The sequence below is a fragment of the uncultured Roseobacter sp. genome (assembly GCF_947493125.1).
Lineage (GTDB): Bacteria > Pseudomonadota > Alphaproteobacteria > Rhodobacterales > Rhodobacteraceae > Roseobacter.
In genome coordinates this window covers 133,276-157,071 of the sequence record NZ_CANLQB010000001.1, presented here as the reverse complement: position 1 = coordinate 157,071, position 23,796 = coordinate 133,276, and the positions used below count along the sequence as shown (strand labels likewise).

Annotated in this window: 29 protein-coding genes, 2 tRNA genes and 1 pseudogene; 10 read left to right on the top strand and 22 right to left on the bottom strand. The window is 61.7% G+C overall.

The window, feature by feature from the left end; all coding sequences use genetic code 11:
• Nucleotides 1–10: 10 nt before the first annotated feature.
• The 3 genes from Q1A71_RS00830 to Q1A71_RS00820 all read left to right on the top strand — a co-directional run bounded on the left by Q1A71_RS00830 (nt 11) and on the right by Q1A71_RS00820 (nt 2,254).
• Nucleotides 11–409, top strand: coding sequence for a VOC family protein (locus Q1A71_RS00830; RefSeq protein ID WP_299670704.1), 399 nt, complete (start codon nt 11–13; stop codon nt 407–409).
• A 75-nt stretch (nt 410–484) separates the two neighbouring features.
• A tRNA-Gly gene (locus tag Q1A71_RS00825) sits at nt 485–559 on the top strand.
• 579 nt (nt 560–1,138) lie between these two features.
• Nucleotides 1,139–2,254: a serine hydrolase domain-containing protein gene (locus Q1A71_RS00820; protein ID WP_299670702.1), complete on the top strand. Its 1,116-nt coding sequence runs from the start codon at nt 1,139–1,141 to the stop codon at nt 2,252–2,254.
• 607 nt (nt 2,255–2,861) lie between these two features.
• Here Q1A71_RS00820 and Q1A71_RS00815 read toward each other — a convergent pair.
• Nucleotides 2,862–3,497, bottom strand: a complete 636-nt coding sequence (locus Q1A71_RS00815; RefSeq protein WP_299670700.1) for a DUF1826 domain-containing protein — start codon at nt 3,495–3,497, stop codon at nt 2,862–2,864.
• Complete coding sequence (locus Q1A71_RS00810) at nt 3,494–4,708, bottom strand: GTP-binding protein (protein ID WP_299670698.1); 1,215 nt, start codon at nt 4,706–4,708, stop codon at nt 3,494–3,496. The genes Q1A71_RS00815 and Q1A71_RS00810 overlap by 4 nt, the downstream gene beginning before the upstream one ends.
• A gap of 105 nt (nt 4,709–4,813) precedes the next feature.
• On the opposite strand from Q1A71_RS00810, the gene Q1A71_RS00805 reads away from it, so the two are divergent.
• Nucleotides 4,814–5,239, top strand: coding sequence for an Rrf2 family transcriptional regulator (locus Q1A71_RS00805; RefSeq protein WP_299670696.1), 426 nt, complete (start codon nt 4,814–4,816; stop codon nt 5,237–5,239).
• Here the strand turns inward: Q1A71_RS00805 and narI are convergent.
• The 7 genes and pseudogenes from narI to Q1A71_RS00770 all read right to left on the bottom strand — a co-directional run bounded on the left by narI (nt 5,125) and on the right by Q1A71_RS00770 (nt 9,955).
• Entirely contained in the window at nt 5,125–6,360 is a 1,236-nt protein-coding gene (gene narI, locus Q1A71_RS00800; protein ID WP_299670694.1) for a respiratory nitrate reductase subunit gamma, read from the bottom strand. The genes Q1A71_RS00805 and narI overlap by 115 nt on opposite strands.
• A 12-nt stretch (nt 6,361–6,372) precedes the next feature.
• Entirely contained in the window at nt 6,373–6,555 is a 183-nt protein-coding gene (locus tag Q1A71_RS00795) for a hypothetical protein (protein ID WP_299671969.1), read from the bottom strand.
• Between the two features lie 190 nt (nt 6,556–6,745).
• A pseudogene (locus Q1A71_RS00790) lies at nt 6,746–7,078 on the bottom strand (molecular chaperone TorD family protein); the annotation flags it as partial.
• A complete protein-coding gene (locus tag Q1A71_RS00785; protein WP_299670692.1) occupies nt 7,078–7,275 on the bottom strand; it encodes a hypothetical protein in 198 nt (65 codons plus the stop codon). The gene Q1A71_RS00785 and the pseudogene Q1A71_RS00790, both read right to left, overlap by 1 nt.
• 12 nt (nt 7,276–7,287) lie before the next feature.
• Entirely contained in the window at nt 7,288–7,812 is a 525-nt protein-coding gene (locus tag Q1A71_RS00780; RefSeq protein WP_299670690.1) for a hypothetical protein, read from the bottom strand.
• The gene (locus Q1A71_RS00775; RefSeq protein WP_299670688.1) at nt 7,785–8,597 is read right to left on the bottom strand and encodes a 4Fe-4S dicluster domain-containing protein; all 813 of its coding nucleotides are present in this window, start codon (nt 8,595–8,597) and stop codon (nt 7,785–7,787) included. Before Q1A71_RS00775 ends, Q1A71_RS00780 begins: the two co-directional genes overlap by 28 nt.
• Entirely contained in the window at nt 8,594–9,955 is a 1,362-nt protein-coding gene (locus tag Q1A71_RS00770) for an MFS transporter (protein ID WP_299670686.1), read from the bottom strand. The genes Q1A71_RS00775 and Q1A71_RS00770 overlap by 4 nt, the downstream gene beginning before the upstream one ends.
• 306 nt (nt 9,956–10,261) lie before the next feature.
• Here Q1A71_RS00770 and Q1A71_RS00765 point away from each other — a divergent pair, with 306 nt between their 5' ends.
• Together Q1A71_RS00765 and Q1A71_RS00760 are read left to right on the top strand one after the other, a co-directional pair.
• The gene (locus tag Q1A71_RS00765) at nt 10,262–10,780 is read left to right on the top strand and encodes a cyclic nucleotide-binding domain-containing protein (protein ID WP_299670684.1); all 519 of its coding nucleotides are present in this window, start codon (nt 10,262–10,264) and stop codon (nt 10,778–10,780) included.
• Entirely contained in the window at nt 10,705–10,914 is a 210-nt protein-coding gene (locus Q1A71_RS00760; protein ID WP_366140207.1) for a helix-turn-helix domain-containing protein, read from the top strand. Before Q1A71_RS00765 ends, Q1A71_RS00760 begins: the two co-directional genes overlap by 76 nt.
• A gap of 160 nt (nt 10,915–11,074) precedes the next feature.
• Here the strand turns inward: Q1A71_RS00760 and Q1A71_RS00755 are convergent, their stop codons facing one another.
• From Q1A71_RS00755 to Q1A71_RS00740, 4 genes are all read right to left on the bottom strand, one after another.
• The gene (locus tag Q1A71_RS00755; protein WP_299670680.1) at nt 11,075–11,848 is read right to left on the bottom strand and encodes a class I SAM-dependent methyltransferase; all 774 of its coding nucleotides are present in this window, start codon (nt 11,846–11,848) and stop codon (nt 11,075–11,077) included.
• Nucleotides 11,849–11,974: 126 nt separating this feature from the next.
• Nucleotides 11,975–12,559, bottom strand: a complete 585-nt coding sequence (locus tag Q1A71_RS00750) for a hypothetical protein (protein WP_299670678.1) — start codon at nt 12,557–12,559, stop codon at nt 11,975–11,977.
• A 24-nt stretch (nt 12,560–12,583) separates the two neighbouring features.
• A complete protein-coding gene (locus tag Q1A71_RS00745; protein ID WP_299670676.1) occupies nt 12,584–13,228 on the bottom strand; it encodes a hypothetical protein in 645 nt (214 codons plus the stop codon).
• Between the two features lie 46 nt (nt 13,229–13,274).
• The gene (locus Q1A71_RS00740; RefSeq protein WP_299670674.1) at nt 13,275–14,654 is read right to left on the bottom strand and encodes an FAD-binding oxidoreductase; all 1,380 of its coding nucleotides are present in this window, start codon (nt 14,652–14,654) and stop codon (nt 13,275–13,277) included.
• Between the two features lie 155 nt (nt 14,655–14,809).
• On the opposite strand from Q1A71_RS00740, the gene Q1A71_RS00735 reads away from it, so the two are divergent.
• Nucleotides 14,810–15,571: a helix-turn-helix domain-containing protein gene (locus Q1A71_RS00735; protein ID WP_299670672.1), complete on the top strand. Its 762-nt coding sequence runs from the start codon at nt 14,810–14,812 to the stop codon at nt 15,569–15,571.
• A 351-nt stretch (nt 15,572–15,922) separates the two neighbouring features.
• Entirely contained in the window at nt 15,923–16,492 is a 570-nt protein-coding gene (locus Q1A71_RS00730) for a hypothetical protein (RefSeq protein WP_299670670.1), read from the top strand.
• A 57-nt stretch (nt 16,493–16,549) separates the two neighbouring features.
• Here the strand turns inward: Q1A71_RS00730 and Q1A71_RS00725 are convergent, their stop codons facing one another.
• The 3 genes from Q1A71_RS00725 to Q1A71_RS00715 form a co-directional block, all read right to left on the bottom strand.
• Complete coding sequence (locus Q1A71_RS00725; RefSeq protein WP_299670668.1) at nt 16,550–16,948, bottom strand: DUF4149 domain-containing protein; 399 nt, start codon at nt 16,946–16,948, stop codon at nt 16,550–16,552.
• 355 nt (nt 16,949–17,303) lie between these two features.
• A tRNA-His gene (locus tag Q1A71_RS00720) sits at nt 17,304–17,380 on the bottom strand.
• Between the two features lie 43 nt (nt 17,381–17,423).
• A complete protein-coding gene (locus Q1A71_RS00715; protein WP_299670666.1) occupies nt 17,424–17,906 on the bottom strand; it encodes a GNAT family N-acetyltransferase in 483 nt (160 codons plus the stop codon).
• Between the two features lie 81 nt (nt 17,907–17,987).
• Between Q1A71_RS00715 and Q1A71_RS00710 the strand changes: the two genes are divergently transcribed.
• A complete protein-coding gene (locus tag Q1A71_RS00710; protein WP_299670664.1) occupies nt 17,988–18,185 on the top strand; it encodes a DUF6324 family protein in 198 nt (65 codons plus the stop codon).
• Here Q1A71_RS00710 and Q1A71_RS00705 read toward each other — a convergent pair.
• The 6 genes from Q1A71_RS00705 to Q1A71_RS00680 form a co-directional block, all read right to left on the bottom strand.
• Nucleotides 18,182–18,640 carry an MmcB family DNA repair protein gene (locus Q1A71_RS00705; protein ID WP_299670662.1) on the bottom strand — a complete coding sequence of 153 codons (459 nt, stop codon included), beginning with the start codon at nt 18,638–18,640 and terminating at the stop codon, nt 18,182–18,184. The two genes, Q1A71_RS00710 and Q1A71_RS00705, sit on opposite strands and share 4 nt — an antisense overlap.
• 487 nt (nt 18,641–19,127) lie before the next feature.
• Nucleotides 19,128–19,433, bottom strand: a complete 306-nt coding sequence (locus Q1A71_RS00700) for a hypothetical protein (protein ID WP_299670660.1) — start codon at nt 19,431–19,433, stop codon at nt 19,128–19,130.
• Between the two features lie 44 nt (nt 19,434–19,477).
• Nucleotides 19,478–19,960: a transcription antitermination factor NusB gene (gene nusB / locus Q1A71_RS00695; protein ID WP_299670658.1), complete on the bottom strand. Its 483-nt coding sequence runs from the start codon at nt 19,958–19,960 to the stop codon at nt 19,478–19,480.
• A complete protein-coding gene (locus Q1A71_RS00690; protein WP_299670657.1) occupies nt 19,957–20,508 on the bottom strand; it encodes a 6,7-dimethyl-8-ribityllumazine synthase in 552 nt (183 codons plus the stop codon). The genes nusB and Q1A71_RS00690 overlap by 4 nt, the downstream gene beginning before the upstream one ends.
• Before the next feature lie 3 nt (nt 20,509–20,511).
• The gene (ribB, locus tag Q1A71_RS00685; protein ID WP_299670656.1) at nt 20,512–21,636 is read right to left on the bottom strand and encodes a 3,4-dihydroxy-2-butanone-4-phosphate synthase; all 1,125 of its coding nucleotides are present in this window, start codon (nt 21,634–21,636) and stop codon (nt 20,512–20,514) included.
• A 75-nt stretch (nt 21,637–21,711) separates the two neighbouring features.
• On the bottom strand, nt 21,712–22,305 hold the full coding sequence (locus Q1A71_RS00680) for a riboflavin synthase (protein WP_299670655.1): 594 nt from the start codon (nt 22,303–22,305) through the stop codon (nt 21,712–21,714).
• 130 nt (nt 22,306–22,435) lie between these two features.
• Here Q1A71_RS00680 and Q1A71_RS00675 point away from each other — a divergent pair, with 130 nt between their 5' ends.
• Nucleotides 22,436–23,749 (top strand): capsule biosynthesis protein CapA, encoded by a 1,314-nt coding sequence (locus Q1A71_RS00675; RefSeq protein ID WP_299670654.1) that lies wholly within the window; start codon nt 22,436–22,438, stop codon nt 23,747–23,749.
• The last annotated feature ends 47 nt before the right edge of the window (nt 23,750–23,796 follow it).

Here is a 23,796-nt window from a genome sequence, read left to right as displayed (position 1 = left end):
GAGCCTGCCCATGCATCTTGCCGCCCTCTCCGTGATCGTGCCGGACTATGACGCCGGCATTGCGTTTTTCTGCGACGTGCTGGGGTTCGACCTTCGCGAGGATATCCCACTGGGGCACAAGCGCTGGGTCACCGTGGCCCCGCCCGGCGCGCAGACCCGCATCGTGCTGGCGCGCGCCGCGAGCGACCGGCAGCGCGCGCAGATCGGCAATCAGGGCGCAGGCCGCGTCTGGCTTTTTCTGGAGACCGACGATTTTGCCCGCGACCACGCAGCACTTCTGGCCAAGGGTGTCGTGTTCGAGGAGGCTCCGCGCAAGGAGAGCTATGGCACGGTGGCCGTCTTCCGCGACCCGTTCGGCAACCGCTGGGACCTGTTGCAAAGCGCTGCCGCCCCTGTCACGCCGGACTGAAATTTTCAGCCAAGAACGGGATTTTTCACTTGCAGGTACCGGCGCGCGCTAGTATCTGACGCCTTACCCAAGGAAGCGGGCGTAGCTCAGGGGTAGAGCATAACCTTGCCAAGGTTAGGGTCGGGCGTTCGAATCGCCTCGCCCGCTCCAAAACACACAGCCCTGCAGCCGGTTTGATCCAGCAGGGCTTCGGGTCAGAATCTTTAGTCATATTGTGTGTCGCCTTTCATCCATGAAAGGACCCGGCATGTGCAAGTTTGCCGGTCCGGGCAAGCTGCGCGACGCGTCACTTCGGCAGGAGCAGCCTCCTCCCGCGCGCCCGTGATGCCGGTGGGTGGTGGGGGCTTTGCGGGGGCCGCCAGCGCTCTGACACCCCACCCTGCCGGAGACCATCCCTTCGCCGACCCGCAACCACGGCCCCGCTTTGCCGGACCTGCATCTCACCCGGTCGTTCGACACCCGCAGAGGGGTGCTGCGGCTCGGCGTAAGAGAGGCCTGCGGCCTGTCCGTCCGGCCAATTGGCTTTGACGTCCGCGTGGCGCTGCGGCGCCATCGGTCCGCCCCCTCCGCGATATGGAAAACCTCGTTCGGCAGATCCTGCAGGCGGCGCCGGTTCGTCTTTCGCCACCCCGTGACGCGCGCGCATCATACCGGGGCTTGCGCCGAGCGCCAAAGACACCGACCCTTCTTGTTGCAAGCTCAGGCGAAACTCTAAGGGAGGACCGATACATGACAGACATCGATTCAATTCTGGACCAGGGGGTCACGGAGGGTGCCGTGCCGTTTGTGCTCGCCATGCACGGAGACGCGGAGGGTATCCGCTACGTCGGCAAGGCCGGCGATGTGTCCGAGGATACGGTGTTTCGGATCTTCTCCATGACCAAAGCCATCGGAAGCCTCGCCGCGATGATCCTGGTGGACCGCGGCAAGCTGAGTTTGGACACGCCGGTGGCGGAGGTGCTTCCTGCCTGGAACGACGTGAAGGTCCTGGACGGCTATGAGGGGGACAAACCCATCCTGCGCGCGCCCAAGACGGTTGCCACCGTGCGCCACCTGGCAACCCATACCTCGGGCATGGAATACGAGTTCTGGAACAGCGATGTTCCGGACTTCATGGAGAAGACCGGCCACCCGAGCATCCTGTCCGGCCTGACGTCATCGCTGAACTATCCGCTGACCACCGACCCTGGAACGCGGTGGGGCTATGGTCCCAACACGGATTGGCTGGGGCAAGTCGTCGAAGCGGTGGACGGGCGGCGCATCGACGCATTCTGCACCGAAGAGATCTTTGAACCACTTGGCATGACCAGCACCGCCTTTGAGCCTGACGGTCTGGAGGATCGGCTGGCCAGTGTCGCGATCCGTGGCGAAGATGGTGCATTTGGCCCCATGGAGATCGCGCCTCCACCGCAGCCGGAGGTCTATGGCATGGGGCATGCGCTCTATTCGACAGCGGGGGACTACATGCGTTTCCTGCGCATGATCCTCAACAAGGGTACGCTGGACGGTGCCAGACTGCTGTCGGAGGACGCAGTGGCAACGATGCTGGCCGATCAGATGCAGGGCCTGGCGTTCGAGAAAATGAACTCCGTCTCGCCTCTGACTGCAGATGTGGAGCTGGAGGGAGATCCGACCCACAGCGTCATGGCCGTCCTGCACCGCGCGGACGTGCCTGGGAAACGCTCTGCGGGCACCAACAGCTGGGCGGGGGTTCTGAACACGCACTACTGGGTAGATCCGAAGAAGAACGTGGCGGCGGTGATCATGACCCAGACGCTGCCCTTCGTCGAGCCGCCGTTCCTGGCGCTGTATGACGCGTTCGAACGTGCGGTTTATGCGGCCTAGGCAGATGGCCCGGGGTCTCTGAAACCCCGGCGCCAGCCCCCCGTGGTGACGTGGCCCGCCGTTGTGTTTGCGTAAGCGTCGCCTCTGCGACCATGGGGTCGCCAGGCCGGGAACCGGGAACCATGAGACGCTGTGCGATGAGGCCGGTCGAGATCGTCATGGGGAGAGCGCGCGTGCCGGTCTGATCGGTCACACTGACCCGACCGTTGGGAGCGATACTCTGTCCTAGAGAGCCCTGAGGGTGGCGCGCGCTGTGTCACGCTGCTGCGCCGCTCAGGTGTGCAAGGACACCGCCAGCAACGGCGAGGCAACCGTCAGCGGAACCGGTGGCACGCGTGCCGCAGCCATGTTTCGGTCATGCGGTCCGTCAGATCAACGCGCGGGCTCTCCGTTCTCCGTCGCCTCAAAGATCTGGCCAAGCTGTTCGGCGCGGGTGCCGACAGGCCCGGGACGGGATCGTTTCGCTGCGCGCCGACGGCTTCTCCGGAGGTGTCGTCGCCCGCGCCGGCGGCGGGACGCACGAAGCAGACGACGGGCGTATTTGCCAATTGCGCCTGCGTCGGGGCGGCCCCTGGCGGTGGCTGGGCGAGGGCCGGTTCTTGGCCGATTATGCGTCGTCGTCCGGGTCAAAAACCGGGTCCAGCACCAGGACAAGCCGAGTCTCGTCCGTGCCTTCAATCGGGGGTGAACGATGTAGCAAGCCGGATGGGGGCTCGGCAGGCCAAAGCGTGCCACGCAACAGAATGGGCGCGCCCGTCGGGACCGTGAACACCCGGCTCGGATCACGACCGTCGGGGGATATCCCATATTGGGTTCCGGTCCCGCGATAGGTGCAGACCAGCCGGGCCGTAATCGCGTCGATGTGGAATTTCCGGCAGGCGTTGGTCGTCACGACATCTAGACGAAACCGCAAGACGCTGGCCTTCAGGAGTTCCGAGACAACAGATGCCAGAGTTGCGATGTCTTCGCGAAGCCAGTCCCGCGCCGGTCCTTCGGGCAGGCCGGACATTTCGCAAAGGCTGTCAAAGGTCTCCGGCACGGCGTTCGGACGAAGAACAGTGCGACCGCGCGGCAGCACGTCCGGGTCGAGGTCCTCTATCCAGCTTTGGACATCCGGTGGGGTCTGCCGCCGCCAGATCGCCGCCGCGCAACCGGGACGCAGGAAGACGTCGAGCGATGCCGGATCATCCGCGACCCCCACGCCGATGGCCGCATCCCGGGCGATCTTGCGGATGAAGTTCATGCCGCGTCCTCGATCCGCCGCCATCCGGGAAACGGGTCCGGAAGGTCCAGCGGCAAGGCGTCGGGCCCTTCAGCAACCACCTGTGGGACAAGGCAACCGTCGAGCCTGGCCTTGAGCGCAGGCCAAGCGATATCGGACCCGATGAACACCAGTTCCTGCCGCCGGTCGCCCCAGGGCTCTGCCCAATGCTGCTGTATGTAGGCCTGCGCCGAGGCGTGCTCCGGCCAGCGCTCTTTCGGGACGGAGGCCCACCATGTGCCAATGGGCTTGACGCTCGACAGCGCGCCAGCCAGCGAGAACTCGGCGACCCACTCGGGCCGGGTGGCAATCCAGAAATGCCCCTTCGCGCGGATCACGCCGGGCATGTCGTCATTGAGAACGGAGAGAATCTTCTCGGGTATGAAGGGCTGGCGCGCGCGGTAGACGTAGGAGGTTACGCCGTATTCCTCGGTCTCGGGCACGTGATCGGCGAAGCCATAGAGCTCCTTGGCCCACATCGGATGTTCATGCGCCCTGTCGAAATCAAAGAGGCCGGTATCGAGGATCTTTTCGGCAGCAACCTCGGATTGATTGGTCTCAATGATCTCGGCATCGGCATTGAGGCTGCGAATGATCTTGCGCGCGGCGTCCACCTGGCCGGGTGCTGCATCCGCGATCTTGTTCAGGACCACCACATCGGCAAACTCCATCTGATCGGTCAGGAGGTGGACCAGCGTCCGTTCATCCTCTTCCCCCATGACCTCACCACGGTCGCGAAGGAAATCATGGCTTGAAAAATCCTTCAGCAGGTTCACCGCATCCACGACCGTCACCATGGTATCGAGCCGCGCCACATCGGACAGGCTCTCTCCGGACTCGTCCCGAAAGTCGAAGGTCGCCGCCACGGGCAGGGGTTCGGAGATGCCCGTGGATTCGATCAGCAGGTAATCGAAGCGGCGCTCGGCGGCCAGGCGTCGGACTTCCTCCAGAAGATCGTCGCGCAGGGTGCAGCAGATGCAGCCGTTCGACATCTCGACCAGGGTTTCATCCGTCCGGCTCAACGCGGTGTCAGCGCGCACCAGATCAGCGTCGATGTTCACCTCGGACATGTCATTGACGATCACCGCGACCCGCCTGCCCTCGCGATTGTTGAGCACACGGTTCAGAAGCGTGGTCTTTCCTGCACCGAGGAAACCGGAAAGAACCGTGACGGGAAGGCGCGTATCTGGCATGACTGCTCTCCAACAACTGCTTTGAGAGTCACGTAACTTACGCAGTTACTAGACGAATGCAACACCAATTGTTACGTATGCCTCTCACACGGGGAGAAATCACGAATGAAGCGCAACAGCCGCCTGTCCCTTGCCCTTCACACCCTGAGCCATATGGCCGGGGACCCCGAGCGTGTGCGCACATCTGCCGACATTGCGGACCATGCAGGCACCAACCCGGTGGTCGTCCGCCGCGTTCTGGGACGGTTGAGAGAGGCCGGCCTTTTGACATCTGAGAAGGGGCACGCCGGGGGCTGGCGCCTCGCAAAAGACCCGGACGGCATCACCTTGGCGGATGTCTATGTGGCTTTGGATGAAAGCCTCATTGCGTCCGAGGAGGAGGCGCATGCTTCTGAGTGCTCGGTTGAGCATGCGCTTCACCGGCGTGTTGCCGGTGTCATGAGGGACATAGAGCAAAGCCTGATTGATCGTCTGCGTGCGATGACGATCACGGAAATCTGCAGCCCGAAGGACAAGGCGGACACTGCCTGAAACCTGCGGTCCTCTGCGCGATGCGAAGTGCGCGGAGACAGGCCCCCTTTCGGGGCATTTGTGAGACCTGCGCGAGGAGGCTCGTCGGCGCAGGATTCGCGTCCGTCCGTATGGGCGCGGTGAATCTCCAGAAATCCAGATGGGTTGGTCTGCAGATCTATATCCCGTGTGATCGGGTCTTCTCTTCGCGCGGATCGCTGGGCCAGTGTCAGTCCGCAAAGAGGTTTAAGACCACGGCGCCCGAGCATTCCGGCCCTGGGGCCGCGCAGATCGCCCCCTGTCAGCCGCGCGCGTGCCAAAGGCAGCAGGACGGCATTTTCCAGGATGAGGTGTCGGCGGATCGTACCGGCAAGCGCCTGCAAGTCGTCTCGCGGGGGCGGCGGCATCGACAGCGCCAGGGCCAGGCGCGCCAAGGGCGCTTGCCGACGTGAGCGCACGATCTGATAGCCCGAGCGCGCCAGATACCGGACGGGTGCCGCAAAGCCCGAGATCATGTGCGCCAGCTGCGTGAAGGGGAACAGCATGGTGATCAGCAGGCCGAGGAAGATGTGCAGCTTGTAGAGCCAATGGACATCGACGACGGTCGCCCGGGCATTGATGTTCCAAGTCACGATGCTTTGCGACCAGGTCATGAAACGCACCATCTCGGCGCCGTCCATGTGCTGGAGCGTCTGGGTGATGGTCAGCAGGCCGATGACGAGCTGCAGCCAGATCAGCACCATGATGAGGATGTCCGGATAGCTCGACGTGATCCGGATCCGCGGATCGAACAGCCGCCGGTGCAACAGCAGGGTTACGACGATGAGCGCTGAAATGCCCGCGGGCCCTCCGATGAGAACCGCCATCCACTGCTTCAGCGCGTAGGGAATGCCAAGCGTATCCAGCACCCGGACCGGCGTGAAAAGTCCGACAAGGAGCCCGAAGAACACGGTCAGGATGCCTACGTGGAGCAGTATGGAGCCCGAGACGAGCTGCTTGCGGCGCAGAAGCTGGCTGGAGGAGCTTTTCCAGGTGAAGGGATCACGCTCCTTCCGCGCAACGGAGCCCACCAGGAGCACCGCCAAGGCGACATACGGCATGACGCCGAAAATGATGAAGTCGGTATCGAGATTGGGAAACATCTTGGATACTCCCTATTCAGCGGCGTGTGGCGGGGTGGGATTGATGGGCTCGTCCATGCGCGCGAGCATGTCGCGCACCTGTGGGCATCCCGCGTCGGGATCGGGACCAAAGCGGACTTCGGTCTCCTCCCAGACCTTGTCGAGTGCGACGAGGTCGTTCGGATCCACGTCCGGCTCTTCCAGCAGGTCGGCCACTGCGTCCTGGTCGGCCTGCGCGCCCGACAGCTGCAAGAGCGCGGCGAAGACGGCGCCATAGGGGCTCTCCTGACGGAGAAGTCACGTGTTCAGGGCCTCCAGAATATGAGCCGCGTCCGCCAAGGGCGCCCTGTGCCTCGTGGAGGGGGCGCGTGGCCAGGATTTCCAGAAGCATCGGCAGGTGATCGGGCAACTCAGACGTGACCGGGTCAAAGCCTGCGTCGCGGTACATCTCGACCAGTGAAACCATGGCGCCGCCCCGGTCGCGGCTTTCGCCGTACACATGCTCGATGAGGTTGAGCGAGAGCGTGCGCGACCGGTCGAAGAGCCCCACGTATCTCTCCTGCAGGTCATAGATGTCGCCCCCACTCAACGCCTCCATGAGCGGGCGCAACGCCCGACGGGCTGCTGCTGTCAATCGCGTGTCCGAGGCCAGGACGCCTCCGATCTCGGGCACGGCATGCTGCAGCGCGCGCGTCGGGCAACTCAGACTAAAGGAGAGGCCTTTGAATGTACGGTCCATCACAGGGCCTCCGGCATTTTCAGGGGTTTCTTGGCTTTGCCGAAGAGCGAGGCCTTGGACTTGCCGGTGGAGCAGCCGTTGCCATCGGTAAATCCACAACCGCCTTTGAGGTCATAGGCGTCTTCGACCTGTTCGCGGTGCGTGGTCGGGATCACGAACCGGTCTTCATAGTCCGCCAGGACCATGATGTTGGACATCTCTTCGGTGGCTCAACCGCTGAGTCCCACACGAGCCGCGATGGCCTCGTCAATGGCACCGTCGACTGTTTTCGACCGCATATAGGCGCGCATGGCCAGCATCCGTTCCAGCGCCGAGACCACAGGGGCCTCGTCCCCGGCTGTCAGCATATTGGCGAGGTATTTCACCGGGATGCGCAAGTCGTGCACATTGGGCATCGCGCCATCGGTGCCGATCTTTCCCGCCTCTGCGGCGTTCTGAATCGGGCTGAGCGGCGGGATATACCACACCATCGGCAGCCTCCAGTATTCCGGATGCAGCGGGAAGGCCACCTTCCACTCCATCGCCATCTTCCAGATCGGGCTTTCTTGCGCGGCGGTGATCCAATCCTCGGGGATGCCATCCCCGCGGGCGGCCTCGATCACCACCGGGTCATTCGGGTCGAGGAAGACATCCAGCTGTGCGTCATAGAGTTCCTGCTCGGTCGGCGCATTGGCGGCTGTGTCGATCTTATCCGCGTCATGGAGCATCACGCCCAGATAGCGGATGCGCCCCACGCAGGTCTCCGAACACACTGTGGGGTTCCGCCTTCGATCCGGGGATAGCACAGGGTGCATTTCTCGGATTTGCCGCTTTCCCAGTTGTAGTAGACCTTCTTGTAGGGGCAGCCCGAGACGCACATGCGCCAGCCGCGGCATGTCTCCTGATCGATCAGGACGATGCCGTCCTCCTCGCGCTTGTAGATCGCACCGGAGGGGCACGAGGCCGCGCAGGCCGGGTTCAGGCGATGCTCACAGAGGCGCGGGAGATACATCATGAAGGTGTTTTCATGCTCGCCGTAGATCTCCTTCTGGATGCCCTCGAAGTTGTAGTCTTCCGAGCGCTTGGCGAATTCCCCGCCGAGGATCTCTTCCCAATTCGGGCCCTTCTCGATCTTCCCGATCCGCGCGCCGGTGATCGTGGAATAGGGGCGCGCCGTGGGGAACGCCTCCATCTCAGGCGCCGATTTCAGGTGATCATGGTCGAAATCAAAGGGCTCGGAGTAATCGTCGATCTCGGGCAGGTCGGGGTTGGCAAAGATGTTGGACAATATCGGCCACTTGGACCCTTGCTTGGGCTGCAGCTTGCCAGATTTCGTCCGCTTCCAGCCGCCTTTCCACTTGGCCTGGTTCTCCCAATGCGTCGGATAGCCCAATCCGGGCTTGGTCTCGACGTTGTTGAACCAGGCGTATTCGACCCCATCCTGTGTGGTCCACATGTTCTTGCAGATCACAGAGCAGGTGTGGCACCCGATACATTTATCGAGGTTCAGCACCATGCCGATTTGCGCACGTACTCTCATTCTGCTGCCTCCACTTTGGTCGCTTCCCGGTCGAGCCAGTCGACCTTTTTCATCTTCCGCACGACGACAAACTCATCCCGGTTGCAGCCCACGGTGCCGCAGTAGTTGAAGCCGTAGGACTGCTGGGCGTAGACGAGGATCGACAAGATCCCGATCAGCGGCACCGTGAAGATCACCAGCATCACGAGGTCCTTGTATATGGAGACCTCCAGAGCGGAGCCTTTGGCCTTCGTGTGGGTTCCAGAGTTCGGGCCATCGGTGATGGCGAACCAATAGAACGCGCTATAGGCGGCCATGATGAGGCCTGACATCGCGATGGCATAGCGCCAGCCGTCAGCGCCGCCGAACACATTCAGCGCGATGGTCGGGATGGTCAGCGCGGCGGCCGCAGAGCCGAAGTTGCCCCACCCCGCATAGAAGCCCTCGGCAAAGCCGATGTCGCGCGGCTTGAACCACAGCGCGGTCATGTGGATGCCGACAACAAAGCCCGCGCCCACGGAGGACATGATCAGACGCGAGACAAAAAGCTGCATCTTTGTGTCGCCAAAGGCAAAGAAAAGGATTGGAATGGCCATGACGACCATCAGGACCGAGAACACCCGGCGCGGCCCGAAGTTGTCGAGCGCGAGGCCTACGGGGATCCGCGCGGGGATCGTCAGCGCCACGTTTGCGATTGCGAAGAGGCGGATGTCGTCGCGGGTCAGCCAATCGTTTGCGGCCAGCATCGAGGATGCCAGCGGCGCCATGTTGAACCAGAAATAAGAAGTGATGGAGAAGGCGATCCAGGTCGGTGCAGCGCGCGAATTGCGCGATCCTGAACTCGGAACAGGCTGGATATTTTCATTTTCTGGCGCCCGGGGTCTATTCAGCCGCCCACATCGAGGATGCGGGAACGTGGGTGGGAATGATGAGGATCGGGCATTTTGCACGCCGTGCGAGGAAGGCCGAGACCACCCAAAGATCATGTGGTCGAATTCCTCCGCGATGGCGTCAAGCTTGCGGGTGATGAACCCCAATGCTCCACCATCCGCCTGATGCGAGTGGCGCGTCATGACCAGCAGATCGGGCTGGCGCTCTTCGGCGGCACGCAAGATCATCTTGCGCGCATCCCCTTCGGCCAGCATGACCCTGGCGTCGTAACCTGCCGCCATGAGCTCGGCGGCGGCCGCGTCTATGCCCGCCTTCTGGTCCAGATACTGTTCGGTAAACAGCGCGTCGGCCCCGGCCGTGGCGCTGCCGATGTCTTCGACGACCGACACCAGCGTCACACTGGGATTCAACGGCGCGAACATCTGCTTGATGGCATCGAGCGCACTCCGCGCATTGCGGGAATGGTCATACGCAAGCATGATTTCCATGGGTCCCTCCGTTCTCGGGCGCCCGGATGTGGGCGCCTGCGCGTTGGGGTCCGTGTGCGCGGCTTTGCTCCTGCACCGGGTGATCTGGATCAAGACCTGACGGAAAGTGCAGTAAAACAAATGGCTTATCAAAGGCTGTCACGTCGGGTGCAGCGCCACGTCAATCGCAAAGCCAAAGGACATCGAACCCTTGATTGACATTTATCAATCGGTTGTTGAACAAATATCAACTGGAGTTGCCCGGTGTACCTGGGAATGCCCTAGTCGGATTTTCCCGATATTCGCAGTCTGCATCTGTTTGCAGAGATGGAAGAGGCGCATTTCCAGGCGCTCATGCGCGGATCCTACGTGCAGAACTTCCCGCCGCAAATCGAGCTTATCGAAGAGGGCGATCCAAGCGATTTCCTGCACATCGTCCTCTCTGGTTCGGTCGAGCTCTTCTCAAGCTGGAACAGGCAGGAAACATCGATGGCGACCGTTCGCCCGGTCTCGACCTTCATACTGGCGGCAACGATCAGGGACGCGCCTTACCTGATGTCCGCCCGCACGCTAGAAAAAAGCAGGATCGCCCTGATCCCCAGCCAGGATGTGCGCGGCGTCTTCGATATCGATGCGAAGTTCGCGCGCGCGATCGTGGCCGAACTGGCGCAGTGCTATCGCTCGGTGGTCAAGAACACGAAAGACCTGAAACTGCGGACGTCTTTGGAACGCCTCGCGATTATCTTCTGCGCTAACAGAAATATTCCGATATGGCATCTGATTTCGAGCTCCGATTGGAAAAATGCCGGCTTGCGTCCTCGCTCGGGATGGCGCCTGAAAACCTGAGCCGCGCGTTCAAGAGCCTGCAATCTTATGGCGTGAAGGTCGATGGGCATCGCGTCACGATTTCCGACCAGAAAGATCTGGAGGGGTGTGCATCAGTCGGCCTCGACGGACGGGCGGACCGGCACGCGCCATAAAGCGGCAAGATGGCAGAGGATCTGAGCATCGTGCTCCCGCTGATCGGTCGTGCCAAGATGACCCGCGACTTAGATGTGCGGATGTGCGTGGTATTCAACTCAAGGTCGGACGGCAGTGCGCGTGCTCGAAGAGGTCTTGGCGGCCTCGGGTCCAGGGCAATCACGCCGTCCCCTTTGAAAGGTGCCAGACCTGTTCGACGGGATACCTCTTTGCCCATTCGGCTGGAATCCCGGCTCTGACATGGCGCGCATGCGTCGGGGCGTAGAGTTCCTGATAATTCTGCACGTCGAAACCGATATCTTTGAAAAGGGCGAACCAATCCGCGACGGTCAGATTGAAACTGATCCCGCTGGGGTCGAATTCGACTTGCGTCCAGTCGGCCCCCCACATCCCGCGGTAGGGTCGGTGTATCACCGTGTCACACGGCGCGCCATTTTCGGGCGTGCAGATCAGCGACAAGGGGTGGTTTCCCAGAAACACAAGCCGGCCGCCGGGTCGCAGCAGGCGCCAGGCTTCGGTCAACCACCGGTCCGGTCGACACCATATTGCCGCGCCGTATTCGGATATGGCGAAATCGAAGGAGCCGTCTGCGAAGGTCGTGGCTTCGGCATTGCCGTCCAACAAGGTGATCGGCACGTCATGGCGCTTTGCAAGGCGCCGTGCCGTGGACAGCTGCGCGGCGGAAATGTCGATCCCCGTGACACAGGCGCCCAGCCGCGCCATCCAACCGGCCACATATGCCGTGCCGCATCCCAGTTCGATGGCGTCCTGGCCGGAGAGATCATCCGGAAGCAGACCGAGCTCTGCCTCCGGCACACCCCAATTGCCCCACTCGGGATCGCTGGCCGCCCAGAGCCGTTCACCGGTCTCGACCCAGTTGCTGGCATCCTCCTCCCAGATGTCGCGATTGATGGCGACGTAGTCACGCGTCATCGCTGTATCTCCTGTCTCGTCAATGCGCAGACCATGCGACAGGTGCGGATCCGAATGAAAGGGTCCGGTCGCGAACGGCTGGCGGGCGGGCGGCGCAAAACCCAATGCCTTGGCCGCATGGGGCGATCATGCGGCGGCGCGACAGGGTCTGCCCCGCGCCAGACGGCTCACTCCGAATGCTCCAGCCATAGCCAGCGCGAGCAAGGCTCCTGCCGCGGGCAATGGCACCGGGGCTAGGGATTGTTCGACCCTTTCGAAGTCGCTGACAGTGGTCCGGCGCAGCAGTGTGCTTCCTGAGACAGGTTCAAGCGCCGAAAGATCGAGCGAGAGGACATCGAAGGACCCTGACAGGCCCTCGATCTCCAAAAAGCCGGAGCGCGGCACGACGGGCATGGTCGCGGGCGGCAGAACATCGCTCGGGTCGAAGATGATGCCGATGGTGGGGTCGAGACCTGTGCCAACGCTGTCAAATCGTGTGAATGACACCGGTGTCAAGGCGCCGTCCAGATACCGAACCCCAACAGAGTCGCCCGCGCCAAAGAGGTCCTGAGAGGACACGCGCAGGAGGAACGAGATGGGCTCAAGCGTGGTCGCGCCAAAGGTTGGAAAGGTATAGGACCCGCGGAGAATGTCACCAGAATTGACCGTCAAAGCAGCGGCGGGCAGGCTTTGCGCAGACAGAAGAACAACAGCGGCACATAGAGTTTTCATGATACTAATCCTCATTTCTTTGAATTACTTGGGTTGAACAAAAATCGCGTCCTGAATGAGCGCGCAGTGATTTGGCCCCGCGATGCCGTCGGCCTTGGCCCGGTCCGGGAACGGTGGCGGCAGGCTGGCATCCGAACATCCGCCTCTGTACGACGTGAGCATCGAAGATGTGATCTCCGCGATAAGGGGACCGTGGTCATTGAGAACCAAGTGGATTTCGGCCTTGGTGGGGTCCGGGACGTCCTGGTTATACCAACCGTGCGGAACCGCGCCCGCGGGCAGATAGGCTGCAAAACTGGCGGTTCCATCCGGGGCGTTGACCGCGCCATCGGCAAAGGCGATCTGGGTGCCGACCTCCGCCGCGCGCCCGATCACGTCGTCTGCCGGACAAGGCGTGGCGCTGCACGCGGACGGGTTCGTCATGATCACCCACCATGCGGTCGTGACATGGCCTGGTGTGAGCTCGCGCGTCTCCAGCGACATGCGCAGGCCTTCTTTGTCCGCCTCCAGACGCGCGATAGAATCGGCGATGGGCCGTGCTGGCTGCGTATCCGTCGCCATATGTTCCATGCCGTGCGACATCTCGTCGGCCATGGCCGTGCCCGCCGTCAGGCACGCCGTGAGCGTCGCCGCCAGGGCAGCTCTGGCGGGGCGTCGATAATGTGACATATCCGTCTCCTGCTTTTTGTGTGTGCGTGTCTCGGGGTCGCGCGCGTCAGGGCGGCGCCGCGGGTCGGATATTCTGGTTGATGCGAAACATGTTGTTGGGGTCGTAGCGACGCTTGATCCCGCGAAGGCGCTCCATGTGGTGCTGATATGCAATGTCGGCGCCAGACTGCTCTGCGATGAAGTTGACGTAGGCACCCGGGTCCGCGTGCTCGGCGATCCGCTCGGACGCGCGCCTGAGCCACGCGATCATCTGCGCGTCCTGTCCGGCGTCCTGCCACCGCACGCCGGGCGTCGATACGAACTGCACATGCCGATGCGCGAAGGCCGTCGCGTCGGCTGGCACATCCTGGATGGCGCCGCCCAGTTGGCAGATCAGAAGTTCGGAGGCCCGCGTCGGCAGGTCCGCAGCCAGATCCACCAGCGTCGAGATCAGACCCAGAGTCAGCTTCGTGTGGTTGTGGGTCCGCCAATAGTTCCGCGCGCCAAATGCATAGGCGTCATCCAAAAACCTCTGGGCTTCGATAAAGGGACGCTCGGCAAAGGCGCTGCCCAGCGGTTTCACCCCGCCATACAGCGGCGCCAGATCGGTCCGCGCAGCGTCGAGCGGCCCCGCATGAAACTGCATCAGCGTCAGAACTTTCTTCCCATGCCAGCGCGTAGGCAATGCGGGAGACGGGGGCGCCGTCATCAGGTTGGCCCAGACACAGGCCTCATTGGGGAGGTGTTGTGATTGCTGCGCATAAGCGGTCAGGACAGCTTCGGCACAATCGAGATCAAAGAATGTCGGCCCGAAGCTGACATTTGGTCCCACAGGATGGGCGCGAAACTCAAATGCGGTCACGACACCGAAATTGCCACCACCACCCCGCAGTGCCCAGAACAGATCCGAATGTTCCTGATCCGAGACGGTGATGCGCTGCCCACCCGGCAGCACAACTTCGGCCGAGAGCAGATTGTCGATGCTCAGCCCATGCCGGCGGGCCAACCATCCGATCCCTCCGCCAAGTGTGAGCCCGCCAACGCCGGTGGACGACACCACACCGCCTGCGACTGCAAGCCCATGTTTCTGTGTCGCGGCATCCACGTCGGCAAATGTCGCCCCGCCCGCGACCCGAACACGGCGGGCTTCCGCATCGACCGTGACCTGCCGCATATCTGAGAGGTCGATCATGACGACATCATCGGCGACAGCGGTTCCCGCGATGTTGTGGCCGCCTCCGCGGACAGACACCGGGCCGCCCCGCTGCGACATATGGGAGACCACCTGTTGAACGTCCTGAGGTGTTCTGCAGGCGCAGATCGCGGCCGGGCAACGGTCGACCGTCTCATTCCACACGGTTCTGCGCGCGTCATACGCGTCGCACCCCGGAAAGATCGCGATGTCCCCAAGGGCAAAGCTTAGGCCGCTATGATCATCTGGCGCCATGATGGTGCCTCCGTCTCCTTGCGTTTGCAACAAGGATCGCCATTTCGTCCGCGCTTTAAACTAAGAAATATGCAGCACTACAGATTCTGTAGTTGAACGGCGTCGAGGTTTGGCCAATGCTCATCGCGATCAATGAAAGACAGAGGGGTGCTCCCATGCCTTATAAAGGATACGGGCAATACTGCCCTTTCGCCCTTGCAGCAGAGTTGCTGTGCGAACGCTGGACTCTGCTGGTGATCAGCCGGGTCATCGACGGCTGCACGCGCTTTAATGAGATTCATCGGGGGGTCCCAAAGATTTCGGCGACGCTGCTGAGCCAGCGGCTGAAACAACTGGAACATGCAGGTCTGATCACGCGGCACCCCCTGGAGAACGAACGCGGCTACTCCTATGACCTGACCGACGCGGGGCGCGATCTGGACCCGATCATCATGAACCTCGCCGTGTGGGGCCAGAAGTGGTCCCGCGACATGGAGCACGAAGATCTGGACCCCGCCTTTCTTGCCTGGAGCATGCACACGAGGTTGAATATCGAGGCGATGCCGGAGCAACGGACGGTCATGGAGTTTGCGTTTCGCGGCTATCAGAAGGGCATCTTTCGGTTCTGGCTTGTGGTCGAAAAGGGGCATGCCGACATGTGTTTGAAGTATCCCGGTTACGAGGCAGACATAGTTGTCCATGCCGAGATCCGGCGCTTTATCGAGGCCTGGCGCGGCTTTCGCGATCTGCGACAGGAGATAGCGGCTGGGCATATACGCCTTGAGGGTCCGCGCGACCTGCAAAAGGCCCTGCCGAACTGGCTCCTGCTCAGCGCGCTTTCTCCGTTTCCGCGCGCGGTGGGACGGGAAGCGGAGATCGCCAAACGCGCTCCGACCGCGGCATCTGAAAAGCCGGCGCCCGATGTGACCGTCGGCTGACCGCTTCGGCGCCCGGTGGACGCCGAGGCGTCGACGGCAAGGTAGCCGTCCCTCTCGCCGAGGCTCGGAAAACAAACCCAATGGGTTGCAGACGTGCGGGGATCGCTCTTCTTGGCCAGGAGGCGTCGGCATGATCTCAAACTGTCGAACCCCGCTGCTTTGCGTGCCTTCGGGGAACCACTTCGACACTAGGCCCTGCTGCTTTTGGACCGGCTCGGCGCTCCTTCAATGGCTGCCGTCCGCGAACTGCGTTTGCGACGACTTGCAATCCGAAACATCTGGCCTTTGACACGGCCAAATGTCTCGGCCAGACAAGAACCACCTCGAAACACTTCTCTTCGAAAGACATATATGAAAAGCACATTTTCCAGCACGCTCTGCCTACTAGCCGTGATGGCCTGCCCCACATCCGCAAGCGCCTTTGATCAGAACCACTTTCTTCTGCTTGTGCAGGAGTATCAGAAGCACTGCAGTCGCATGATCAACGCGCCGGATGCCTTTCATCAGGATCCCAGGGCCAGTTTCGGCATCCAGGGGGAGGAGGACTTCCATCACACTGAGGATTTCGCAAATGTGGACTACTACGTCAGCACCAACCTTCAGCAAGGGGGCGTCGAACGGTCCCATGGCATTGTCAGCGTAAGAGGTGGCGGGCTCATCGAGCAATCCTGCCAGGTCATAGATTACAGAAGCGCGCCCATCTCCTCGGGGCAAATGGATGGTCTGGCAGAGCAGATCGAACAGATCTTTGGAGCGTCACCCGATTTTACGATTTCAGGTGGCAGATTGAGCAGTGAAGACCTCGCAGGCCATTTTTTCGCCGTGACGGGCCTCTTCTCGGGTCAGGATATTATCTCTCAGATCACCCTGACCGTTACCGAACTGTCGATTGAGCATATTCACCTCTCGTCGACGAAATAGCGGCGGGCGTCTTTGAGCTTTGCGTGTGTCCAGCGGGCCTGGACTCTGGAAGAGTGGCTAGGTCGCTCCGGAGAGGCGCAGCAGAACAAAGGCGGCGCCGACGATATGACACAAGGTCACGACCACGGAGAGCGTGTGCAGCATCTTGAAGCGCTGGGGCTGCTTCATATCGGTCGCTCGATTGATGGCGGGCATGAGGGCTTGCCGCGCAAACACCGTGGTCGCAGCGATTGCAGCCAGGATGAGAGCCGACATCGGGTCCAGGAATACTGCAACCAAGCCAGCCAGCACGGAGGACCCGAAGACAAAGAGATAGAAGTGCGGGAAGGCCTTGCGGATCAGTGGGCCAGCGGTTTCGGCGGGCAGTGCGGTGAAGACGAATGCCGCGAAACCAAAAGCGTAGAGGACCATGCCTCCAAACAAGAGAGCGGTGATCAAAAGAGCGATTTCAATCATGGTGAATGCACCTGTTTTCCGTGTGATCGCCCAAAGCTAGCTGGCTTGGGCGGGCTCTCCACACCCTATGACGATGCGCCGCACGCGCGGCAGACAACATTGGCCCATGAACCAGGTCATCTTTGCCAAGGCCTTGCGGTGGGTTGTGCGCCCTCACCGCTTCAACTCCGAACGGTTTCGACAACGCGGTACGCTCGCCTATTGCGTCGTGGTCCGGGCACGCTTCCATAGAGATATTGTGAGGATCCACGATGCAGCCTGAACAAGCATGTCCTTCGGTCCGATGTCTTGACCACCGAGAGTCGGCGCGCAGCACGTCAAGCGCATCAAGATATCTGATAATCTGCTGAATTGATGGTACCACCTCCTGGGCTCGAACCAGGGACCTCCTGATCCACAATCAGGCGCTCTAACCAACTGAGCTAAGGCGGCACTGGTTTGGATTTATCCGCCCGGTATTCGGATTGCAAGAGGGTTAAAACCGATAGGTCCAGCTCTGCTCCACCAGATCCTGACCAAAGGAATGCACGGGTTTTGCGCTGATCAGATCCCACCCTGCAGCGCGGTACAACGCACCGGCTGCCGTGTGGCTCTCGTGCGTCCAGAGCTGCATACCGGCATAGCCGCGCGTCTCCGCAAACTCCATACAGGTGGTCAAAAGCCGCTTGCCGAGCCCTTTGCCACGGGCCTCGGGAACCAGCAGAAACAGCCGCAGTTTGGCGGTGGTCTCAGACAGTCTGACACAGAAGATCGACCCCAACGGCTGGCCGTTTTCCTCGGCAATCCAGCCCCGCTCGGCACGGGCGTCATGATCCGCGATGAAGTCATCGAGGATCTCGGCCACCAACTCGCCAAAGCTTGCATCGAACCCTTCTGCCCGCGCGTAAAGGACACCATGCTGCTCCACCAGCCAGTCCCGGTCCGAGCGATCAAACTGTCGGAGTGTCACCTCTGTCATAGTGACAGCAAACCGCAGGACAGCTTGCCTTTCAAGCCGGTGCGGGCTAGCGATGCACCCACGTCAAGCGAGAGGGCACCCATGGGCATCGATACGGAACGTGAGATCGAAGCGAACCTTCAGATCGGGCCGACCGACAAGGGCATGGTGCGGATCTACGTCGAGTCGGACGGAGTTGAGATTCCCATGGATTTTTCGCCCGATGACGCGGATGAGATCGCCGAAGAAATCGTCGCGGCGGCCAACCGCGCCCGCAAGATCATGCCGAAAGGCCGTTAACCCCACACGGCAGCCATCTCCGGGTCGCGCAGCCCCTGCAGCCGGCGCGCCGCAGTCGTCGCCACCTTCTGGATCATGACCTTCCGCCGCGGAGCGGCCAGTTTCCTTTCGGGTCCCATGCGAATGACCTCTCCGCCGTAGGCATCGGCGATGATCAAACCGGTATCCACAGGTAGAAGATCGGTGGGAAAGTGCTCGTCCACGGCCCAGAAAAAGCGGTCGCACCACTCCAGATAACCATCCCACTTGGCGTCGGATTGAAAGTCAGCCCGGCTTGACTTGCACTCGATCACCCAGATCTCGCCCTTTGGCCCCAACCCCATCACATCGACCCGCAGACCCCGGGTGGGCGCCACTTCCTCGACACTCACAAACCCGTAGCTGGACAAGAGGCGGCCCGCGCCACGTGCGAGAAGTTGCCCGGGCAAAACCTTATGCAGATCGTCATGCGCCATGTCGGAAGTATGAACATATCAAGAACACCGTTCAAGAATATTCTTGACCACGATGCGCCGCCCTTGTCCTTGGCTGTGCTGACACTTAGATGTCGGGGGTGACGGGTGCTGCTCTTCGCGTGACTGGTTACGTTCCAGTGGCCTTAAGCAAATCCGAGGGAGCTGGCTCTGTCCTGACCCTGGTCAAGTTACCTGGCGCCCACCTGTAAATACAGGTCCTCGGGAATAAAAAACCAAACGGTCGCAGCGGGCCCGTCACACCGCTGCTGACACATCGACGTCAGAGTGAGATCGCAAATGCCTTAGTGGCTTTTGAACGGCGGCTGTTTTTGCTCGACCCGAACCGGAATAAGCAATTCATTCTGCTGAGGCTGTGCAAAAACACTGCGGATAAAACGAAGAATGTAATCATACATTGCCAGTCTCCTTTGATATAAAAATGGCACTTGGAGCGGAAATGTCCAGAGGCATTCCGGCAATATTAGCGTTAACGGTCCGGTTTGCGCTTCTGCGCCGCAACCAGAACGGGCACGGCCTGCCGGGGACCACCGCCGCCGGTGTTGCTGTCCTGTCTCGCGGCCATCGCGGTGATCGCCCAGGCAAATTGCACGCCTGAAAAGACGATTCCGTTCAACACCCAGAAGACAGCCACTGCCATGATCGCCACGTCCGAGGTCGACACAAGGTGCCACAGGTTCGCGACATTGAGCCATAAAACAAGGGCGACAAACGCGCCTGCCGCGGCAAAACCGGTCAGGGCACTTTTCACATACAGTCTGACAACCCGTGGCATGTCTGCCTCCTTGGGAGATAAAGCTAGAGCAACTATCGCCGGTTTCAAAACGCCTCTGGTGCAGTTTCCCGCGCCATATGGTCAAGCACGGCGTTCACGAACTTCGGCTCCTTACCATTTGGGAAGAAGGCGCGCGCCACATCGACATATTCAGTGATCACAACTTTGGGAGGGGTCTGCCTGTCCTGCAGTTCCGCTCCCGCAGCCCGGAACAGCGCCCGCAGAGTCGGGTCGATCCGGCCCAGCGGCCATTTCGCGACCAGCGCCCGATCTGTCATCTGGTCGATGGCCGCCTGGTCGTTCACCGCCCGCTCGAGCAAGGTCTCGAACAGGGAGATATCGCCGTCGAGCATTTCTTCGCCGTCGTAGGTGGCTCCGAACCGATGATCGAGAAACTCGGCGCGCACCGCGTCCACAGTCTGGGCGGAGTGCTCCATCTGGAACAGCGCTTGAACGGCATAGAGCCGCGTCGCGGACTTCATTTTCCGGCGTTGGTTGCCAGAGAGGTTGCTGTGCAGCGATGTCATGCCGTCCTGGATCCGTCACTTGAGCCGGCGATCACGGTGTCCTGTCCCGCGGGCTTGAAGCCGATGCCCTTCGATTGGGTCGCCCACTTACGAGCCATCGCAACCAGATGCAAGGCCGCCGCCGCTGCTCCGCCCCCCTTGTTCTGGCCCTGTACATCCGCCCGCACTTCGGCCTGCTGCCGGTTTTCGACCGTCAGGATACCGTTCCCGATACAAAGCCCCTGCAGGCCCAGCAACTGCAGCGCGCGGCTGCTGTCGTTGCAGACCGTCTCGTAATGCGTGGTCTCCCCCCGGATCACACAGCCCAGTGCGACATAGCCGTCGAAATTGCTGCGCCGGTCCGAAATGCCGATGGCCGTCGGAACCTCCAGCGCACCGGGCATCTCGATCAGCTCCCAGGTTGCACCCGCGGCCTCGATCTCGGCCTTCGCCCCGGCGACGAGGTTGTCGGCGATATCCTTGTAGTAAGGCGCCACGACAATCAGGATTTTCACCGGCTTGTCGAACTCCGGCCGCGGCAGGACATAGTGCTCTTCATTCACGGCCATGCGCTACTCCTTGGTGATCGGGCGCGTGCCCACGATAGACAGATTGTAAGCCTCCAGACCCAGATACTTTGTCTGAGGACTGTCGGTCAGAAGGATCAGATCCCGAAACCCGAGGCTGGACATGATCTGCGCACCGACCCCGGTGCGCTTGATCGTACGCGGGCCCTCGTCTTCGTCTCCATCAAGCCGCAGCTTGGGGTGCGGTTCGCGGAAGAGCAGCACGGCGCCCCGCCCTTCCTGCGCGATGATCTCCATCGCCCGCGGCAGTTCATCCGCAGGGCTCGGGCCGAGGCCCAGCACGTCTTCCAGCGCGTTCAGCGCATGGGTCCGGACCAGAATGGGCGCGTGGTCGCTCAGATCCCCCTTGCTCAGAACCACGTGGTCGGTGCCGGTGATCTCATCCGCGAACACACGCATGTGCCAGTCGCCACCGTAAGCCGAGGTGACCTCCCGTTCGTCCCGAAGGCGGAGCAGGTTGTCATGCTTGAGACGGTAAGAAATCAGATCGCTGATCGTGCCGATTTTCAGCCCGTGTTCGGCGGCGAACGCGATCAGATCCGGCAAACGCGCCATATCGCCGTCAGGCTTCATGATCTCGCAGATCACACCGGAGGGATGCAGCCCCGCTAGCCGGCTGATGTCGACAGCGGCTTCGGTATGCCCGGCCCGCACCAGCACCCCACCTTGCCGCGCGCGCAAGGGAAAGACATGGCCAGGCGTCGCGATATCCGCAGCACCCGCCTGTTCGCTGATCGCCACCGCAACCGTCAGCGCGCGATCCGCAGCTGAGATCCCGGTGGTCACGCCCTCCCGGGCTTCGATCGAGACCGTGAACGCCGTTTCATGCCGCGAGGAATTGTTGACAGCCATCATGGGCAGCCCAAGCGTCTCGACACGCTCCGCCGTCAGCGGCATGCAGATGAGCCCGCGCCCGTGGGTCGCCATGAAGTTGATGGCCTCGGCATCGGCGAACTGCGCAGGGATCACCAGATCGCCTTCATTCTCCCGATCTTCGTGATCGACCAGAATGAACATCCGGCCCTTCCGGGCATCCTCGATAATGTCTTCGATTGGCGCAATCTTGGCGCGCAAATCCGTCTCGATTGCCCCGGGGGTTTCAAAGCTCATCGCGCATGCGCCTTTCGTTCCACTTGCGCAGGCTCATATCGCAGCGCAGCGGCCTTGACCAGACGCAGGAGACGCTCAGCTGCTGTGCATCTCCGCAAGGCGCGCGACGTAACGCGCGAGCGTGTCGATCTCGAGGTTCACCTGATCGCCAACAGCCACATCGCCCCAGGTCGTCGCCAGCTTCGTATGCGGAATGAAGTTGATCCCGAACTCGGCGCCGTCGACTTCATTCACCGTCAAAGACGTGCCGTTGAGCGCGACAGACCCCTTCGGCGCGACGAAGCGCGCCAGATCCTCCGGCGCGCGCAGCACAACACGGGTGCTGTCGCCCTCCTCGGTCACCGAGATCACCTCGGCCACACCGTCCACGTGGCCGGAGACGATATGGCCGCCCAACTCATCGCCCACGCGCAGCGCCCGCTCGAGGTTCACCCGGCTGCCAACCGTCCAAGTGCCCAGATTGGTCTTGTCCACGGTCTCTGCGCTGACCTGCACCTCATACCAGTCCGGGCCAAGGTCCACGACCGTCAGGCACACACCGTCCGACGCAATCGAGGCGCCCATGTCGATGCTCCGTGTGTCGTAGCTGGTTGCAATCCGAACCCGAAGGTCGCCCTCTTGGGTAAGTGCGGTAATCTCGCCGATATCGGTGACAATGCCAGTGAACATGGGGTGCTTTCCTGTCGTCTTCGACGTCAGTTAGCCGGGCGCCCGGGCAGTGACAAGCCCCCGCGCTTGCTGGATCGCCCGCAAAGTGCCATAACGCCGGTGGGGTGACAGCAGAGAGTGAAACGCGACTGTGACGACGACCCCCATCGCGGCATCGGGCCGCCTGACACCCAAACGCGTGTTTTTGTTCCTGCAAGGGCCGCACGGACCCTTCTTTTTCCAACTTGGAGAGAAACTCACCCAAACCGGCGCCACCGTGTGGCGCATCGGGTTCAACATGGGGGACAGCATCTTCTGGCCGCGCAGAGGCAGCTATATTCCATTTCGCGCTGCGCAGGAGGCCTGGGAGGACTTTCTGAGCGGCGTTCTGGAGGAGAAGGGCGTCACCGACATCGTGCTCTACGCCGATACACGGTGGATGCATGCTGCCGCCGTGCGGGCAGCGAGGCAGCGGGGTATCCGCATACACGTCTTCGAAGAGGGCTATTTGCGTCCCTACTGGGTGAGCTATGAACGCGGCGGCTCAAACGGCCACTCGCCGCTGATGGATATGCCGCTGGCCCAGATGCGAAACGCGCAGGCCGATGCCCTGCGCGACCCACCCGTTCCCCCCTGCCATTGGGGCGATATGCGTCAACACGTGTTTTACGGGGCGCTTTATCATGGCTTCGTCATGCTGCTGAACCAGCGCTATGGGCAATTCCGGCCCCATCGGTCGCTGAACGTCGCGCAGGAATTTCGCCTCTATCTCCACCGGCTGCTTCTGATGCCCCTGCAGGCGCTTGAGCGGCGATGGGCCACCTTTCGCATCCAGAAAGGCGGCTTTCCCTATCACGTCGCGCTGCTGCAGCTCGAGCATGACAGCGCCTTCCAGATGCACGCCCCCTTCGAGCGGCAGGCGGACTTCCTGCAACTCGTCATCACGCAGTTCGCCGCCGGAGCGCCCGCCCATCACCATCTGGTGTTCAAGGCCCATCCGCTCGAAGATGGGCGCGCGCCCCTACGCCGCGACATTCGCCGGTTTGCCCGCGCAGCCGGGATCGCGGACCGCGTGCATTACCTGCGCGGCGGCAAGCTCGCCGGCATCCTCCAGGAAGCCCGAAGCGCGGTCACGGTCAATTCGACGTCGGGTCAGCAAGCGCTCTGGCGTGGCATCCCCCTGAGAGCGTTTGGAGCCGCCGTCTACAACAAGCCCGAACTGGTCTCCGACCAAGCGCTCTCGCGGTTTTTCGCCAATCCCAAGCGCCCGGATCGCATGGCCTATCGAGACTTTCGCGCATTCCTCCTCAAAACCAGCCAATTGCCGGGCAGCTTCTACGCCAGCCGCGGGCGTCGCCAATTGTTGCGCGCTGTGATCGACATGATGCTGTCAGACCGCGACCCCTATGTGTTCGACCGCAACCGGACCGCGACTGATCCGCAACAGTTGAAAGTGGTGAGCTAGCGCCCAGCCGCTCAAGTGCTGGATTTTCCACCGATAAACGACTACTC